Annotated in this window: 16 protein-coding genes; 9 read left to right on the top strand and 7 right to left on the bottom strand. The window is 71.6% G+C overall.

Translation table 11 applies throughout. From position 1 onward, the window contains the following. Positions 1–198 precede the first annotated feature (198 nt). The 5 genes from AC3RJ7_RS12560 (at position 199) to AC3RJ7_RS12540 (ending at position 4,665) form a co-directional block, all read left to right on the top strand. Positions 199–621 carry a DUF6325 family protein gene (locus AC3RJ7_RS12560; RefSeq protein WP_491456194.1) on the top strand — a complete coding sequence of 141 codons (423 nt, stop codon included), beginning with the start codon at positions 199–201 and terminating at the stop codon, positions 619–621. Between the two features lie 54 nt (positions 622–675). Then, a complete protein-coding gene (locus AC3RJ7_RS12555; protein ID WP_491456193.1) occupies positions 676–978 on the top strand; it encodes an SHOCT domain-containing protein in 303 nt (100 codons plus the stop codon). Positions 979–1,007: 29 nt separating this feature from the next. Further along, on the top strand, positions 1,008–3,362 hold the full coding sequence (locus tag AC3RJ7_RS12550; protein ID WP_491456192.1) for an arylsulfatase: 2,355 nt from the start codon (positions 1,008–1,010) through the stop codon (positions 3,360–3,362). A gap of 80 nt (positions 3,363–3,442) precedes the next feature. Next, complete coding sequence (locus tag AC3RJ7_RS12545) at positions 3,443–4,120, top strand: GAP family protein (RefSeq protein WP_491456191.1); 678 nt, start codon at positions 3,443–3,445, stop codon at positions 4,118–4,120. Positions 4,121–4,260: 140 nt separating this feature from the next. Beyond that, positions 4,261–4,665, top strand: coding sequence for a DUF7144 family membrane protein (locus AC3RJ7_RS12540; protein WP_491456190.1), 405 nt, complete (start codon positions 4,261–4,263; stop codon positions 4,663–4,665). A 58-nt stretch (positions 4,666–4,723) separates the two neighbouring features. Here AC3RJ7_RS12540 and AC3RJ7_RS12535 read toward each other — a convergent pair whose 3' ends face one another. Beyond that, a complete protein-coding gene (locus AC3RJ7_RS12535) occupies positions 4,724–6,229 on the bottom strand; it encodes a helix-turn-helix domain-containing protein (RefSeq protein WP_491456189.1) in 1,506 nt (501 codons plus the stop codon). 249 nt (positions 6,230–6,478) lie between these two features. On the opposite strand from AC3RJ7_RS12535, the gene AC3RJ7_RS12530 reads away from it, so the two are divergent. After that, positions 6,479–7,945, top strand: a complete 1,467-nt coding sequence (locus tag AC3RJ7_RS12530) for a DUF1254 domain-containing protein (RefSeq protein ID WP_491456188.1) — start codon at positions 6,479–6,481, stop codon at positions 7,943–7,945. 53 nt (positions 7,946–7,998) lie between these two features. Here AC3RJ7_RS12530 and AC3RJ7_RS12525 read toward each other — a convergent pair whose 3' ends face one another. Both AC3RJ7_RS12525 and AC3RJ7_RS12520 read right to left on the bottom strand, forming a co-directional pair. After that, complete coding sequence (locus tag AC3RJ7_RS12525; RefSeq protein WP_491456187.1) at positions 7,999–8,574, bottom strand: cysteine hydrolase family protein; 576 nt, start codon at positions 8,572–8,574, stop codon at positions 7,999–8,001. Between the two features lie 17 nt (positions 8,575–8,591). Further along, positions 8,592–8,972, bottom strand: a complete 381-nt coding sequence (locus AC3RJ7_RS12520; RefSeq protein WP_491456186.1) for a winged helix-turn-helix transcriptional regulator — start codon at positions 8,970–8,972, stop codon at positions 8,592–8,594. A 77-nt stretch (positions 8,973–9,049) separates the two neighbouring features. Between AC3RJ7_RS12520 and AC3RJ7_RS12515 the strand changes: the two genes are divergently transcribed. Continuing rightward, entirely contained in the window at positions 9,050–9,922 is an 873-nt protein-coding gene (locus AC3RJ7_RS12515; RefSeq protein ID WP_491456185.1) for an NAD-dependent epimerase/dehydratase family protein, read from the top strand. Positions 9,923–10,035: 113 nt separating this feature from the next. On the opposite strand, the gene AC3RJ7_RS12510 is transcribed toward AC3RJ7_RS12515, so the two are convergent. After that, on the bottom strand, positions 10,036–10,542 hold the full coding sequence (locus AC3RJ7_RS12510; protein WP_491456184.1) for a VOC family protein: 507 nt from the start codon (positions 10,540–10,542) through the stop codon (positions 10,036–10,038). Between the two features lie 32 nt (positions 10,543–10,574). On the opposite strand from AC3RJ7_RS12510, the gene AC3RJ7_RS12505 reads away from it, so the two are divergent. Continuing rightward, the gene (locus tag AC3RJ7_RS12505; RefSeq protein ID WP_491456183.1) at positions 10,575–11,570 is read left to right on the top strand and encodes a helix-turn-helix transcriptional regulator; all 996 of its coding nucleotides are present in this window, start codon (positions 10,575–10,577) and stop codon (positions 11,568–11,570) included. Between the two features lie 147 nt (positions 11,571–11,717). Then, positions 11,718–12,179, top strand: coding sequence for a hypothetical protein (locus tag AC3RJ7_RS12500; RefSeq protein ID WP_491456182.1), 462 nt, complete (start codon positions 11,718–11,720; stop codon positions 12,177–12,179). 123 nt (positions 12,180–12,302) lie between these two features. On the opposite strand, the gene AC3RJ7_RS12495 is transcribed toward AC3RJ7_RS12500, so the two are convergent. The 3 genes from AC3RJ7_RS12495 to AC3RJ7_RS12485 all read right to left on the bottom strand — a co-directional run. Further along, positions 12,303–13,958 (bottom strand): amidohydrolase, encoded by a 1,656-nt coding sequence (locus AC3RJ7_RS12495; RefSeq protein WP_491456181.1) that lies wholly within the window; start codon positions 13,956–13,958, stop codon positions 12,303–12,305. Positions 13,959–14,100: 142 nt separating this feature from the next. Beyond that, positions 14,101–15,024, bottom strand: coding sequence for an ABC transporter permease (locus AC3RJ7_RS12490; RefSeq protein ID WP_491456180.1), 924 nt, complete (start codon positions 15,022–15,024; stop codon positions 14,101–14,103). After that, positions 15,021–15,773: ABC transporter permease (locus tag AC3RJ7_RS12485; RefSeq protein ID WP_491456179.1), on the bottom strand; the 753-nt coding region annotated here is incomplete at its 5' end. The genes AC3RJ7_RS12485 and AC3RJ7_RS12490, both read right to left, overlap by 4 nt.

Raw genomic sequence — 15,773 nt, 5'->3', positions numbered from 1 at the left:
AATCGATGCTCTCGATCCCATCGCGGATCACGCGATTCCACATCACGCAGAACAGACGATCGCGTCTGCGGCACCTCATCACATGATCTGCGTGATGCAGCCGGTCCGACGCGCCAGCACGATGGGAGCGGGTGTGTTCCGCGCACCCGTCCGCCGGAGCGCCGAGCTCCGCATTGAACCGCCGAGGGGGCGCGATCCATGGAAGATCTCGAATTCGGTCCGGTCGAGCTGGTGCTCGCCGCGTACGAGGGCGACACGCCCGACGCGGGTGTGATCGAGGCGGTGCTCGACCTCGTCGAGGCCGGCACAGTCCGCCTGCTCGACCTGGTGCACGTGTCGCGCACCGAGGAGGGGGTCGAGTTCCTCGAGATCGACGAGTCGGGCATCACGCTCGGCGAGATCGAGCTCGCCGGTGAGGGACTCGTCGGTGAAGAGGACGTGCACGAGCTCGGCGGGCGACTCCCGGTCGGGGCATCCGCCCTGCTGCTCGTCGTCGAACTCGTGTGGGCGAGGCACCTCGCGAGCCGCCTGCTGGCGGCCGGCGGTGCGGTCGTCGATTCGGTGCGGATCCCCGCACCGGTGGTCAACGCGGTCGTCGCAGAAGCGCGCGTCGCGGGTTAAGGGGGAGAGACGATGCCACTGTTGAGAAGGATGGCTCGGCCCGGGTTGATCGGCATGGCGGCCCGCACGGCCGTCGTGGCCGGTACGGCGACGGCGGTGAGCGGCGGCGTCATGCGCCACCAGCAGCGCAAGGAAGAAGAGCGCTACGAAGCGCAGCAGTACGAGATGCAGCAGCAGGCCGCCGCACAGGCGCAGTACGCGGAGCCGCAGTACGCGCCGCCGCCCGCCCCGGCTCCGGCGGCGCCGGCCGGTGGCGCAGACGTCGTCGGCGAGCTCCAGAAGCTCGCCGACCTGAAGGCGCAGGGCATCCTGAGCGATGCCGAGTTCGAGGCGGCCAAGGCGAAGCTGCTCGGCTGAGACGCCCGGAACCACGAGGAGACATGAACATGGCCGATCACGACCGCCGCTCCGTCATCGGGGACCCACTGCCCCCGGCTCGAACGCTTCCGTTCCCGCCGAAGCCCTCCGGGAGCTTCGCCGGCCGCACGCTCGCCGAGTCGACCTACTCGCCGCTGCCGCCCGAGCGCCACCTCGCCGAGGGTGCGCCGAACGTGCTCGTCGTGCTCATCGACGACGCCGGCCCCGCCCTGCCGGCGCCGCTGGGCGGCAAGGTGAACACGCCGACGCTCGAGCGCATCCGGCAGAACGGCCTCGGCTACAACCGGTTCCACACGACCTCCATGTGCTCGCCGACGCGCGCGTCGCTCCTGACCGGGCGCAACCACCACCGCGTGGGAGCCGGCCAGATCGCCGAGCTCGCGAACGACTGGGACGGCTACTCGGGGCACATCCCGAAGTCGAGCGCGACGATGGCGGAGGTGCTGCGCAACTACGGCTACTCGACCGCGGCGTGGGGCAAGTGGCACAACACGCCCGCCGAGGAGACGACGAAGGCGGGGCCCTACGACAACTGGCCGACGGGCAACGGCTTCGAGTACTTCTACGGCTTCCTCGCCGGCGAGGCCTCGCAGTACGAGCCGAACCTCGTGCGCAACACGACGAGCGTGCTGCCGCCGAAGTCGCCGGAGGAGGGCTACCACCTCTCGGAGGACATCGCCGACGACGCGATCGCCTGGCTGCGCGACCACAAGGCGCTCGCCCCCGACCAGCCGTTCTTCATGTACTGGGCGACCGGGGCCATCCACGGACCGCACCACATCATGAAGGAGTGGGCCGACAAGTACGCCGGAGTCTTCGACGACGGCTGGGACGTCTACCGCGAGGAGGCGCTCGCCGGCGCGAAGGCGGCCGGTTGGGTGCCCGAGGACGCCGAGCTCACGCCGCGGCCCGAGTCGCTGCAGGGCTGGGACGACATCCCCGACCACCAGAAGCCGTTCCAGAGGCGCCTCATGGAGGTGTGCGCCGGCTTCGGCGAGCACGCCGACGTGCAGGCCGGCCGTCTCATCGACGAGGTCGAGCGCCTCGGCTACCTCGACAACACGATCGTCATCTACATCTGGGGCGACAACGGATCGTCGGGCGAGGGCCAGAACGGCACGATCAGCGAGCTGCTCGCGCAGAACATGATCCCGACCACGATCGACCAGCACATCGCGGCCCTCGAGGAGCTCGGCGGGCTCGACGCGCTCGGCACGCCGGCGACCGACAACCAGTACCATGCCGCGTGGGCCTGGGCCGGTTCGACGCCGTACCAGGGCATGAAGCTCATGGCGTCGCACCTCGGCGGCACGCGCAACCCGATGTTCATCCAGTGGCCTGGTCGCATCCCGCACGACCCCGAGCCGCGCACGCAGTTCCATCACGTCATCGACGTCGCGCCGACGATCTACGAGATCCTCGGCATCTCGCACCCCGAGACGGTCAACGGCATCCACCAGGATCCCATCGACGGCACGAGCTTCGCGTACTCGATCGACGAGAAGTCGGCCGAGGGGCGGCACCGCGTGCAGTACTTCGAGGTGATGGCGAGTCGAGCGATCTACGAGGACGGCTGGATGGCGTCCACGACCGGCCCGCGCCTGCCGTGGGTTCCGGGCGCGCCTCCCGGCATCGCCACGTGGACGCCCGACGACGACAGGTGGGAGCTCTACAACCTCGACGAGGACTGGAGCCAGGCCCACGACCTCGCCGCGGAGCATCCCGAGAAGCTGGCCGCGCTCAAGGAGTCGTTCGCCATCGAGGCGGCGAAGAACGACGTGCTGCCGATCGGCGGCGGCCTCTGGGTGCCCGTCTACCACCCCGAGCTGCGCATCTCGTCGCCGTACTCCGAATGGGAGATGACGGGCGACACCGTCCGCATGCCCGAGTTCGTCGCGCCCGCGCTCGGCAACAAGCCGAACGTGGTCACGATCGAGGCGAAGGTCGGCGAGGCGGCGAACGGCGTGCTCTACAAGCTCGGCGGTGCCGGCGGCGGCCTGACGGCCTTCGTCGAGGACGGCGTCCTGAACTACGAGTACAACCTGTTCCTCGTGCAGCGCACGAAGATCGCGGCGTCGGAGCCGTTGCCGGCCGGCGACGTCACGATCGAGATCGAGACGAACTACGTCGAGCCCCGCCCGGGCGGGCCGCTCAGCGTCGTGCTGCGCGTCAACGGCTCGGAGGTCGGCTCGGGCACGGTGCCCATCAGCGCGCCGCTCCTGTTCTCGGCGAACGACTGCCTCGACATCGGCCGCGCGTACGGCGGTGCCGTCTCGCGCGCCTACGCCGACAGGATGCCCTTCGCGTTCGACGGTGAGATCGGCCGGGTGCACATCGCGTATAGGCTTCCGGCCAAGGCGTGACTCTCCGCCGGGCGACGACGAACGAGGAAGGGCCTGAGCGGTCTGGACGAGGCGAGCACTGAATCCGCGATCGGCGCGGCATGAGCGGAACGCTTGAGGCATTCGCACATGTCGTGCCGATCGCGATCGCCGTCGCGGCCAGTTCGGTGCCGATCCTCGTCACCCTGACGATCCTGCTGTCGCCGAACGCCGACCGGCTGTCGGGTCCGTTCCTCGCGGGCTGGCTCGTCGGTATGACCACCCTCGTGATCGGCTGCACCCTGCTCGCAGAGGCGCTGCCCCGCGAGGGATCCGCGCGCAAGCCGAACGAGGCCGTCGGCATCGCCGAGATCATCGTCGGCGTGCTCATCATCCTCATCGCCGTGATCGGCCGACTGCGCAAGCGGGGTGTCGTCTCCGACGAGCCGCCCAAGTGGCTCGCGTCGATGAACCGGCTGGGTCCGTGGGAGGGCTTCGCCCTCGGGATGGTGCTGAACCTCCGGCCGAAGAGCCTGCTGCTCATCGTCGCCGCGGCCCTCTCGGTGCGGGGCGCCGAGTTGACGGCGGTCGACACCGCCGTAGTGCTCGTCGTGTTCGTCGTCATCGGCGCCTCGAGCGTCGCCGTCCCGATCATCGCCGCGAAGGTCTCTCCGGCGCGCACCGAGCCGAAGCTCACCGCCATGCGCGAGTGGATGGCTCGGCACAGCCGCACGGTCACCGGCCTGATCCTCCTCGTGATCGGCGTCTTCGTCATCGTCACGGGCATCGGCCGACTCTGAGACTCCCCGCGCGCCGAGCGCCCGGAATCATGCAACCTGAGTGATGCCTGTGCGTCGCGGCGCTCGATAGCGTGGCCACAACCGACGCGATGCGCGGCGATCACGTCCGCGAGCCGCCGTACCCCACAGGGAGGAACCAAATGAGCGACACCGAAACCACCGGCTGGGTCGGCTGGGGATACTTCGCCGCGATCGTGCTGCTGATCGCGGGTATCTTCGACGCGATCTACGGCCTCATGGCCATCATCGGCCCCGACAGCGCCTACTTCCTCACGAGCGAGAACCTGTTCATGCTGAACGTCGCCGGGTGGGGTTGGTGGCACCTGATCATCGGCGCGTTCCTGATCATCACCTCGCTCGCCCTCTTCGGCGGTGCGACCTGGGCGCGCGTGATCGCGATCATCCTCGCGATCGTGAACGCGGTCGGGCAGCTCTTCCTGATCCCCGCGCAGCCCTGGCTGTCGATCATCCTCATCGTGCTCGACATCCTCGTGATCTACGCACTGACCGTGCACGGCCGCGAGCTGAAGGCCGCCGCGCGCTGAGCCGAGTGAACGGGCCCCGGGCGGGCCGGCGTCGAGCCGGCCCGCCCGGGGCCCTTCGTCATTCCCCGGTCGGGGCGTGCTGCTCGAGGAACTCGTACACCTCGGTCTGGTCGACGCCGGGGAACGTTCCGGTCGGCAGGGCGGCGAGCAGGGAGGTCGGCGTGCGAGCGGCCGGCCACGAGGCATCCGCCCATTTCTCGGCGAGGCCGGCGGGCGCCTGGCAGCAGGACGGGTCGGGGCAGCGCGAAACCGCACGATGCGGTGTCTCGCGGCCGCGGAACCACTTGACGTGCTCGAACGGCACGCCGACCGACACCGAGTACTCGCCCTCCTTCGCCTTCTCGATGCGGGACGTGCACCAGAACGTGCCCGACGGCGTGTCGGTGTACTGGTACCAGGGGCTGAACCGGTCTTCGACGTCGAAGACGGTTCGCGCCGTCCAGTTGCGGCACACCGTGGTGCCCTCGACCGCGCCGAGCGCGTCGGAGGGGAACCGCACCCGGTCGTTCTCGTAGGCCTTGATGATCGTGCCCGACTCGTGGACCTTCATGAAGTGCACCGGGATGTCGAGCCGGGCCGTCGCGAGGTTCGTGAACCGGTGCGACGCGGTCTCGTACGAGACCGCGAAGTGGTCGCGCAGCTCCTCCATCGAGATGCGACGCAGGTTCTTCGCCTCGGTGAGGAAGCGCACGGCGGCCTGCTCGGGCAGCAGGATGGCGGCCGTCAGGTAGTTCGTCTCGATGCGCTGGCGCAGGAAGTCGCCGTAGCTCCCGGGCTCCTCGTGGCCGAGCAGGTGGCTGGCGAGCGCCTGCAGGATGGGCGAGCGGGAGTCGCGCGACGGCGACTGCTGGGTCGGCAGGTAGATGCGGCCGTTGCGCTTGTCGGTCACCGACCGGGTCGAGTGCGGCAGGTCTCCCACGTAGTGGAGCGAGTAGCCGAGGTGGGTCGCCATGTCGGCCACGAGCTGGTGCGAGACCGGGCCGCCGGTGTGGCCGACGGCCTCCAGCAGCTCGGCGGCCTTCTGCTCGAGCTCCGGATAGAAGTTGTCGCGGGCTCGCATCTCGGCGCGGAGCTCGGCGTTGGCGCGGCGCGCCTCCTCGGGCGTCGCCGCACGCTCGCGGTGCAGTCGGTCGATCTCGTTGTGCAGCGCGAGGATCGTCTGCAGGGTCTGGTCGCTCATCGTCTTCGCGACGCGGAACGGATCGAGCCCGAGCGCGGCGAAGACGGGGCCGCGCTGCGCGCGCTCGACGGCGATCTCGAGGGCGGCGCGTTCGCTCGGCGCGTCGGCGCGCAGCAGTTCGTCGACGCTGGTGCCGAGGGCGAGTGCGATCGTGCGCAGCATCGAGAGGCGCGGCTCGCGCTTGCCGTTCTCGATGGCGGACACCTGGCTCGGCGCGCGGTCGATCGCGCGGGCGAGCTCGCCGAGGGTGAGGCCCCGTGCCACGCGGCGCTCGCGGATGCGGCGGCCGAGCGTGAGCGCGTCGAGCTCGCCGTGCCCGTCGGGCGCGGCGGGCGCGCCCGCGGGATCGATGGGGGCGAGGTTCGCGCGATCGACGGTGATCATGCCATCGATGGTCACACGCGCCCGCCGTTCACGCAAACGGAAGAATGCATGGAATTCCGTCCAGGAGTCCTGCCACTGGGCGACGCGGCGTGCTGACCGTGCGAAGAAGCGAGAAGTTTCGCGATCGTTCGCGCCGGCGCCGGGCGATGCGAGATCACCCCGATCACGTGATGCCCGTCGCCGGTCGGTGCGCGATGCTGGTCGGGTCTGGCGTGCGGGATCGGCCTGCGCGCCGAGGGGAGGACGACGATGGCCGCGGACGTGGAGCCCGGGTACAACACGCCGATTCCGGCGCAGATCATGACGCCCGAGGTGGTGCAGACGAGCCTCGGCGAGTTGAGGTTCGACGACGGCGTGCCGACGCACGAGACGACGGCGAAGCTGTACGACCACCTCGACTTCATGCGCGGGGTCGAGGCGTTCCTCAACTGCATCCCGGCGGCATCGCTCGAGGGCATCCGCCGGGGCATGGCGGCGCTCGGCGTCGACGCCTGCCACAAGGGCGCGATCGCCGACCGCCTCATGGACTCGAACCCGCTCTTCCTGACGGGCAACACCGACACCGTCTACGCGATCGCGATGCTCGACCTCGAGCGCGACGGCGCGACCGTCATCGAGGTGCCCCCGGGGTGCGGCCCCGGCACCGTGGATGACGCGTGGTTCCGCTTCGTCGTCGACCTGGGTGCTCCGGGGCCCGACCGCGGCGCCGGCGGCACCTACCTGGTCGTCCCGCCGGGCTACGACGGCGAACGGCCCGAGGGCTGGTTCGTCGCCGAGTCGCCGAGCGCGGTCAACCTCGTCATCATCCGCGGGTTCCTCGTCGACGGCAAGACCGACGCCGCGGTCGGCCTGTTCGAGTCGGGCGTGAAGGTCTACCCGTTCGCGTCGCGCGCGAACCCGCCCGCGATGGAATGGACGACGCTCTCCGCGACCGAGATCAACACGGTGCACGCGAATGACTTCACGTTCTACGAGGAGGTCGCCGGGGTCATCCAGAAGGAGCCGATCGACGTCATCGACCCCGAGACCCGCGGCCTGCTCGCGTCGATCGGCATCGTGAAGGGCGCCCCGTTCGCTCCCGACGACCGCATGCGTCGCATCCTCACGGACGCCGTGGCCGTCGGCAACGGCACGGCGCGCGCACTGGGCTTCCGGGCGCGCGACGCGGCCTACCGCATCTACGACGATCGGCGCTGGATCAACCCGTTCCCGGGCGGCGACTACCGCTTCCTCCGCGACGGCGGCACGGGCGGTCGCTACCTCGACGCGCGCACGACGTTCTTCTACCTCGCGACGGTGAACACCCCGGCGATGGCGCTCAAGATGCCGGGCAAGGGATCGCAGTACGCCGCCGCGATGGTCGACCGCGACGACGCACCGCTCGACGGCGGCAGGACCTACCGTCTCCGAGTCCCCGCCGACGTGCCGGCCGCCGACTTCTGGTCGGTCGTCGTATACGACCCGCAGACGCGCTCCGAGCTGCAGACTGGACAGCCCCTGCCGAGCCGCAACAACAAGCGCGACGCGCTCGAGTTCAACGACGACGGCTCGGTCGACCTCGTCTTCGGGCCCGAGGCGCCCGAGCGGCTCGCGTCCAACTGGATCCAGACCGTGCCCGGCAAGGGCTGGTTCGCGATCTTCCGGCTCTACGGCCCGCTCGAGCCGTGGTTCGACGGCAGCTGGAAGCCCGGAGACATCGAGCCGTCCGGCGCGTAGCTCGCGGCGCTCGGGTCAGGTGATCCCCGCTTCGGCGGATGATGCCGATCGCGTCATCCGCCGAGGCCGGCGATGATCTCGTCGGCGCGCTCGACCGACGCGTAGCCGTCGCCGAGCGCCGCCATGAAGGCCGCGTGCACCTGGGCGGCGGGCACCACCGCCCCGTCGAACTCGAGGTCGGGCGCCGCGCACGCGTCGTGCGCGACGGTGACGGCGTGGCCGCGGTCGGCAGCGGCGCGCACGGTCGCGTCGACGCACATGCTCGACATCATGCCTGCGACGACCAGGTCGAGCGGGCCCGAGCGGTCCGCCGCCCGGGCGATCCCGTCGAGGCGCTCGGCGAGGTCGGTCTCGAGGAACGAGTTCGGGTTCGCCTTCGTGACGACCGGCTCGCCCGCGAGCGGGGCGACGAGCGGGTGGATCTCGACCCCGGGGGTGCCGGGCTGGAAGAACGCGGCGTCGGGTGCGTCCCACACGTGCTGCACGTGCACGACGGGCAGGCCGTGTTCGCGCCAGGCGGCGAGCAGCCGCGCGGCCTCGGCCGCCGCGGCGTCGGGGCCGACGAGCGGGTGGCGGCCGCCGGCGAAGTAGTCCTGCTGGATGTCGATGATGACGAGTGCGCGGGTCACCCGCTCACCGTAGCGCCTCAGCCGAGCGCTCGCTCGCGCGACGCGAGCACCTCGGGCACGTGGCGTTCGGCCCAGTCGCGCATCGCCGCGATCGGTTCGAGGAGCGACTCGCGGAGCGGGGTCAGCGAGTACTCGACCCGCGGCGGCGAGTCGGCGAAGGCGCGACGCTCGACGAGCCCGTCGCCCTCGAGCGCCCGCAGGGTCTCGGTGAGCACCTTGGGGGTGACTTCGCCGACGCGTGCGCGCAGCTCGGTGAACCGGAGCGTGCCGGCGCGCGAGAGCGCGAGGATCACGAACATCGTCCAGCGCTCGCCGATGCGCCCGAAGATCACCCGGCTCGGGCAGTCGGGAGCGAGCACGCTCCACGGCTCGGCGGCGACCGCCTGCGGTTCTGACATGCGACCCCCGTGACCTGCGGTTCCCCGGAGGGAACTTCCGTTGAAGTAACCGGCGACGCGTCCGTAGCGTCTCGGGCATGAGGATTCTACTGACCGGGGCAACCGGATACATCGGATCGGCCGTGCTCGAGGAGCTCGTCGGCGCGGGGCACGAGGTCGTCGCGGCGGTGCGCGGCGAGCGGGCGGCCCAGGAGGTCGTCGCGCGAGGCGCGACCGCCGCGATCGGCGAGCTGACGGATGCCTCGTGGCTCGCGGCGCAGCTCGACGGCGTCGACGCGGCGATCCACACCGCGGCTCCGGCCGACGGTGCCGCCGCGTTCGACGAGGCGATCGCGGGCGTGGTGATCGACGCGTTCCTGCCGACCGGTCGGCGCTACGTCCACACCGGCGGCATCTGGGCCTACGGCGCGGGCGACGACCTCGCGGACGACGCCGCGCCGAACGCGCCCGCCCTCGTCGCGTGGCGGGTGCCGATCGAGGAGCGCCTGCTCGAGGCATCCGGCGCCGTGACGGTCGTCGTCCCGGGCGTCGTCTACGGACGCGGGCGCGGGCTCGCGGGTCTCGTCGTCGACGCGCCGCGCGACGACGCCGGTCGGATCGAGCTCATCGGCGACGGCGAACAGCACTGGACGTGGGTGCACGTCGACGACCTCGCCCGCCTCTACCGGCTCGCGGTCGAGCACGGGCACGGCCTCGACCGGGTCATCGCCTCCGACGGATCGCCGACGAGCGTGCGGGCGCTCGCCGAGGCCGTCGTCGCCCGCGGCGACGCGACCGGCGTCGTCGCCGAGGGCGCCGGACGGTCGCGCGAGCGGCTCGGCGCGGCGTTCGCCGACGCGCTGCTGCTCGACCAGCGAGCGTTCGGGGCCGGGGCGCGTTCGCTCGGGTGGTCGCCCGAGCACACGAGCGTGATCGACGAGGTCGTCGGCGACGAGGCATCCGCCGCCTGACCGACGGGGCGCCCGGGTCGGCGAGCCCGGGCGCGCCGTCGCGGCGCTCGCGGGCTGTGCGCCGACGCCGCGCGGCCCGGCGATCGAACGGGCACTCGTCGTCCGAAATGGCCCTATTCCTGGACGACCATTGCCCGTTCGATGTCGCGGCCGAGCATCTCGAGGTAGTGCACGTTCGTCATCACGCCGAGCACGTTGCCGAACGGGTCGACGACCGACGCCGTTACGAAGCCCGGGCCGTACTCGGTGATCGGCATGAGCGGCGTCGCCCCGAGTTCGACGAGCCGCGCGACCGCCTGCTCGAGGTCGTCGACGTGCCAGTGCACGAGCGCACCGCCCGTGCCGTCGCCGAGCACGGCGGGCGCGAACCGGCGGTCGATGAACCCGAGCTCCTGCTGGTGGTCGCCGATGCGGAACTCGACGTACGCCGGCCGGCCCTCGGGCCCGGGGCGGCTGAAGTACGGCTCGATGCCGAGCACCTCGGTGTACCAGGCCGCCGCCGCGGCGGGGTCGTCGACGTAGCAGTTGATGGTGGCGATGCCTCGCAGCATGGGGTTCTCCTCGTTCTCGGCGACCGTTCGTCGCCCGATGAATCCATGATCGAACGCAGAAGTGCTCACCTTCTGACTACTTTTCGTCGGAGAATCGGAGTATGCGCGCCGACCGACTCGTGGCCACCCTTCTCGTCATGCAGGCGAGGGGGCGGGTCACCGCGAGGCAGCTCGCCGACGAGCTCGAGATCTCCGTGGCGACGGCCCGGCGCGACCTCGAGGCGCTGTCGGCCGCCGGCATCCCCGTGTATCCGCAGCCCGGACGTGGCGGGGGCTGGCAGCTGCTCGGCGAGGGACGCACCGACCTCAGCGGGTTCACCGCCTCGGAGGCTCGGGCGCTGTTCCTCCTGCTCGGCCCGCGTGCCGGCGAGAACGAGGCGGCCCGCTCGGCGCTGCGCAAGGTGATGCGCGCGCTGCCGCCGACGTTCCGCGCCGACGCCGAGGCCGCCGCCGAGTCGATCGTCGTCGATTCAGGCGGCTGGGACGCGCCCGCGACCCGGCCCGCGCAGGAGGTCGACGTCCTCCAACGGGCGGTGCTCGAGCGGCGCGCCGTGCGCTTCGGCTACACGCGGTGGGGCGGCGAGCCGGCGATCCGGACCGTGCACCCGCTCGGGCTGATCGACACCCGGGGCACCTGGTACCTGATCGGCGATCGGGCGACGGATGCCTCGACCGGCGCCGCTCGCGAGCAGGAGCCGGCATCCGTACCCGCACTGGAGCGACGCAGCTACCGCGTCGACCGCATGACCGACGTCGAGGCGCTCGCCGAGCGGTTCGAGCCTCCGGTGGGCTTCGACCTCGACGCGGCGTGGGTCGAGCTCCGCGAGGCGGCGCGCAGCGCCCGCAGCCGGGTCGAGGCGGTCGCGCTCGTCGATCGCGCGGTCGCCGACGAGTTCCGCGGCTGGGTCGGCGGCGAGCCCGTCGACGAGGGCGCAGGCGGCGACGGGCGCGTGCGTCTGCGGCTCACGGCGCCGAGCGAGTCGGTGCTCGTGCGGCGCATCGCCGCGTGGGCCGCCGAGAGCGAGGTCGTCGAGCCCGCGAGCGTGCGCGATCGGCTCGCCGAGGTGGGCGCGGCGCTGTCGGCCCGCTACGCCTGACCCCGGATCGATGACCCGTCTCGGGTTGCCGACGCGACGGCACGCGGGCATGGGCAGGGGTCCCCATTTCGTCGTGTCGGACCGGCCTGCTTGGATGTACCGGGGGACCGGGAACGACTCGGTACCGAAAATCCAGGGGAAATCACGATGACTGCATCACGCCCGATCGCCGCTGCCTCGTTCGCGCTGCTCGCACTGCTCTTCACGGGCTGCAGCGCCGCCGGCGCCGGCACCGGCTCCGCCGACGACGCCGAGGCCGGCAACTCCGACGCGGCGCCCGCCGCGGACCAGACCAAGGAGGAGGCCTGCGAGATCGTGCAGGGCGCCCTCACCGAGCTCGAGTCGCTCTCGGACGTCGACATGAACGACCCGACCGCCGCGCTCGAGGCGTTCAAGGGTGCCCAGCAGCAGGTCAACGACGCCGCCGACCAGATCTCGAACGCCGACGTCAAGTCGGTCGCCGACGGCGCCGCGACGGCGATGAACGACTACGTCGAGTACGTCGACGGCATGCTCGCCGACCCGGCCAACGCCGACCTCTCGGCCATGGGCGAGCACATCGAGGCGCTCTCGAAGACGATGACCGAGCTCGGCACGGTCTGCGCGTAACCCGCGAACGAGAAGCGGGGGCGCACCTTCGGGTGCGCCCCCGCTTTCGCATCTGCAGGATGCCTCGGGCAGCCGGGTCCGGCGCGCGTTGCCGCGAGCCGGGCTCGCGCCGAGGCATCCGGATCAGGCGTCGCCCGAGGCGTACACCCGCTCGCCCTCGACGAAGGTCTGCAGCACGCGGGTCGCGCCGATCTCGTCGGCCGGCCCGGCGAACGGGTCGCGATCGAGCACGGCGAGGTCGGCGAGCTTGCCGGCCTCGATCGTGCCGGTCTCGTCGAGGTGGTTCACGTACGCCGACCCGGCCGTGTAGGCCGTGAGCGAGGTCGCGAGGTCGATCGCCTGCTCGGGCAGGAAGGGCGGGTATTCGCCCTCCTCCTCGCCCGGAGCCGACACCCGGTTCACGGCGACGTGGATCGCCGCCAGCGGGTTCGGCGTCGAGACCGACCAGTCGCTGCCCGCCGCGAGCACGGCGCCCGCGCGCAGCAGGTCGCCGAACGGGTACTGCCAGGCATCGCGCGGCGAGCCGAGGAACGGCAGGGTGAGGTCGACCATCTGCGGCTCGAGCGCCGCCCAGAGCGACTGCATGTTCGCGGCCACGCCGAGCTCGCGGAAGCGCGCCACGTCGTCGGGGTGCACGACCTGCAGGTGCGCGATGTGGTGGCGGTGGTCGTTGCGGCCGTTGCGCGCGATCGCCCGCTCGACGGCGTCGAGGCACTCGCGCACCGCGCGGTCGCCGATCGCGTGGAAGTGCAGCTGGAAGCCGAGCGCGTCGAGGCGCGGCGCGGCCTCGTTCAGGATCTCGGGCGGGACGAACGAGATGCCCGAGTTGTCGGTCGCGTGGCCGTGGCCGTCGCAGTAGGGCTCGAGCATCGACGCCGTGAAGTTCTCGGCGACGCCGTCCTGCATGACCTTCACGCTCGTCGCCGCGAATCGGCCGCCCCGGTAGCGCTCGCGGCGCTCGACGAGGGAGTCGATCTGCTCGAGGCCGCGCGTGCGGTCCCACCAGAGGGCGCCGACGACGCGGCCCGTGAGGGTGCCGGCGGCCGCCGCCGCGAGGTAGGCGAGGCCCGGGTCGTCGCCGACGCCGTAGTCGCCGACGATCGCGTCCTGCCAGGCGGTCACGCCGAACGAGTGCAGGTAGCGCTGCCCCTCGAGCACGGCGTCGACGAGCTCCTCGGGCGTGGTCTCGGGCAGGTGGCGGCGCACGAGGTCCATCGCGCCCTCGTGCAGCGTGCCGGTCGCCTCGCCGTCGGCGTCGCGCTCGATGCGGCCGTCGGCCGGGTCGGGCGTGCGGCGGTCGATGCCCGCGAGGCGCAGGGCGGCCGAGTTCACCCAGGCACCGTGGCCGTCGCGGTTCGGCAGGAACGCCGGCCGGTCGGGCAGCACCCGATCGAGCACGGCGGCCGTCGGCGTCCCGCCCGGGAAGGCCGACATCGACCAGCCGCCGCCCAGCACCCACGGGGCATCCGGGTGCTTCGCGGCATACGCCGCGATCGTCTTGAGGTAGTCGGCCTCGCTCTCGCCGTCGCGCAGGTCGCAGCGCAGCATGTCGAGGCCGCCCCACACGGGGTGCACGTGGGCGTCCTGGAAGCCGGGCACGAGCAGGCGCCCGCCGAGATCGACGACCTCCGTGCCGGGGCCGATGAGGTCGCGCACATCGTGGTCGGCGCCGACGGCGACGATGCGACCGCCGCGCACGGCGACGGCCGTGGCGCGCGAGCGGATCGTGTTCGCGGTGAAGACGGGGCCGCCGGTGAAGACGAGATCGGCGTGGGGCATGGCGGGGTCCTTCCTGAAGGGCGGTCGGTGCGGTCGGGGCGTGGGGTCTGGATGAACGAGGGTCGAACGACGAGGGAGCGCGACGAGCCGCGATGGTCTCGTCGCGCTCCCTCGGCGATGCGGTTCGCTGCGGTGCGGCCGATCAGCCGCCGCTCATGGTGCGGGCGATGTCGGCGGCCGAGTCGCCGGCCCGGCGCAGCACGTAGGCGACGAGGCCGAGCGCGATGAGCGTGAGCACGAGCATGATCGTCGAGACGGCGGCGATCTCGGGTCGCAGGCCGCTGCGCAGGGCGCTCAGCACGTACACGGGCCACGGCGTGGTGCCCGACACCTGCACGAACGCGGCGATGACGGTGTTGTCGAGGCTCAGCGTGAACGACAGCAGGAAGCCGGCGAGCACGGCGGGCATCGCGAGGGGGAGAGTCACCCGGCGGAACGTGTTGAACGGTTTCGCGTAGAGGTCGGCGGAGGCCTCCTCGAGCTGCGCGTCCTGGCCGACGAGGCGGGCGCGGACGAGGTACGAGACGACCGCGACCGAGAACAGCGAGTGGCCGATCACGAGGCGGACGATGCCGTCGTTGAAGATCGCGAGGCCGAGGTCCTGGCCGAGGAACACCATCCACGGCAGCAGAGCGACGGCGTCGACGATCTCGGGGGTCACCGACACGAGCAGCAGCAGCCCGAGGAACCACCAGACCCACTTGCCGGGATGCCTCGCCATCGCGATTCCGGCGAGCGTGCCGAGCAGCGTCGCCACGATCGCCGCGATGAAGCCGGTCTGCACCGAGATCACGACCGCGTCGCGGATGGCGGGCTTCGAGGCGATCGCGAGGAACGAGTCGAAGCCGAACGCCTGCCACGACACGAGGAGCCGGCCGACGTTGAACGACGAGAGGATGATGACGAGGATCGGCGCGAACAGGAACGCGAAGACCGCGACGCCCCAGACGTTGAGCACGATGTCGGACCATGGGCGGCGATGCTTGTGCTGTTGCACCGCGCCCTCGGGCCGGGCCTGCGACTGCGCCTCGGGGCGCCCGTTCGCCTGCGTCTGCGTGGCCGTCATGCTGAGACCTCCTCGTCGGCCGGCGCGGGCCGGGAGCGGATGGCGGCGATGGCGGTCGTCACGGGGCGCGCCGGGGCGGCGTTCGCGGCGTCGCCGATGACGAGCCGGTACCGCGAGCGGAACGGCAGCGTGACGAGCCACACGACGAGCGCGCCGACGGCGACGGTGAGCATGATCACGAGGATGAGCAGCACCGCCATCGCCGAGCCGAGCGCCCAGTTCTGCGCGGTCTGGAACTGGCTCGCGACGAGCTGTCCGACCATGTTGCCCTTGGCGCCGCCGAGCACGGTGGCGGTGATGTAGTCGCCCATGAGGGGGATGAACACGAGCAGCACGCCCGCGACGACGCCCGGCCGCGAGAGCGGGAGCGTCACCCGGAAGAACGTCGTCCACTGGCCCGCCCCGAGGTCCTTCGAGGCCTCGCGGAGCGGCCCGCCGACGCGATCGAACGCCACGAACAGCGGCAGGATCATGAGCGGCAGGTAGTTGTAGACGACACCGAGGAGCACCGCGCCGCGCGTGTACAGGATGTCGAGCGGTCCGCCGATGAGCCCGAGCTGCTGCAGGGTCGTCGACAGCCACCCCTCGGGGGCGAGGATGACCTGCCACCCGATCGTCCGCACGAGGAAGTTGGTCCAGAACGGCACCATCACGAGGGCGATGAGCAGGCCCCGCCGCGCCGGAGACGCCTTGACGGCCATCCAGTACGCGGCCGGGAGCCCGATCACGAGGCACAGCAGGGTGCCGAC

This window comes from Agromyces solani (assembly GCF_058349925.1).
This window is presented reverse-complemented; position numbering and strand designations above follow the sequence as displayed.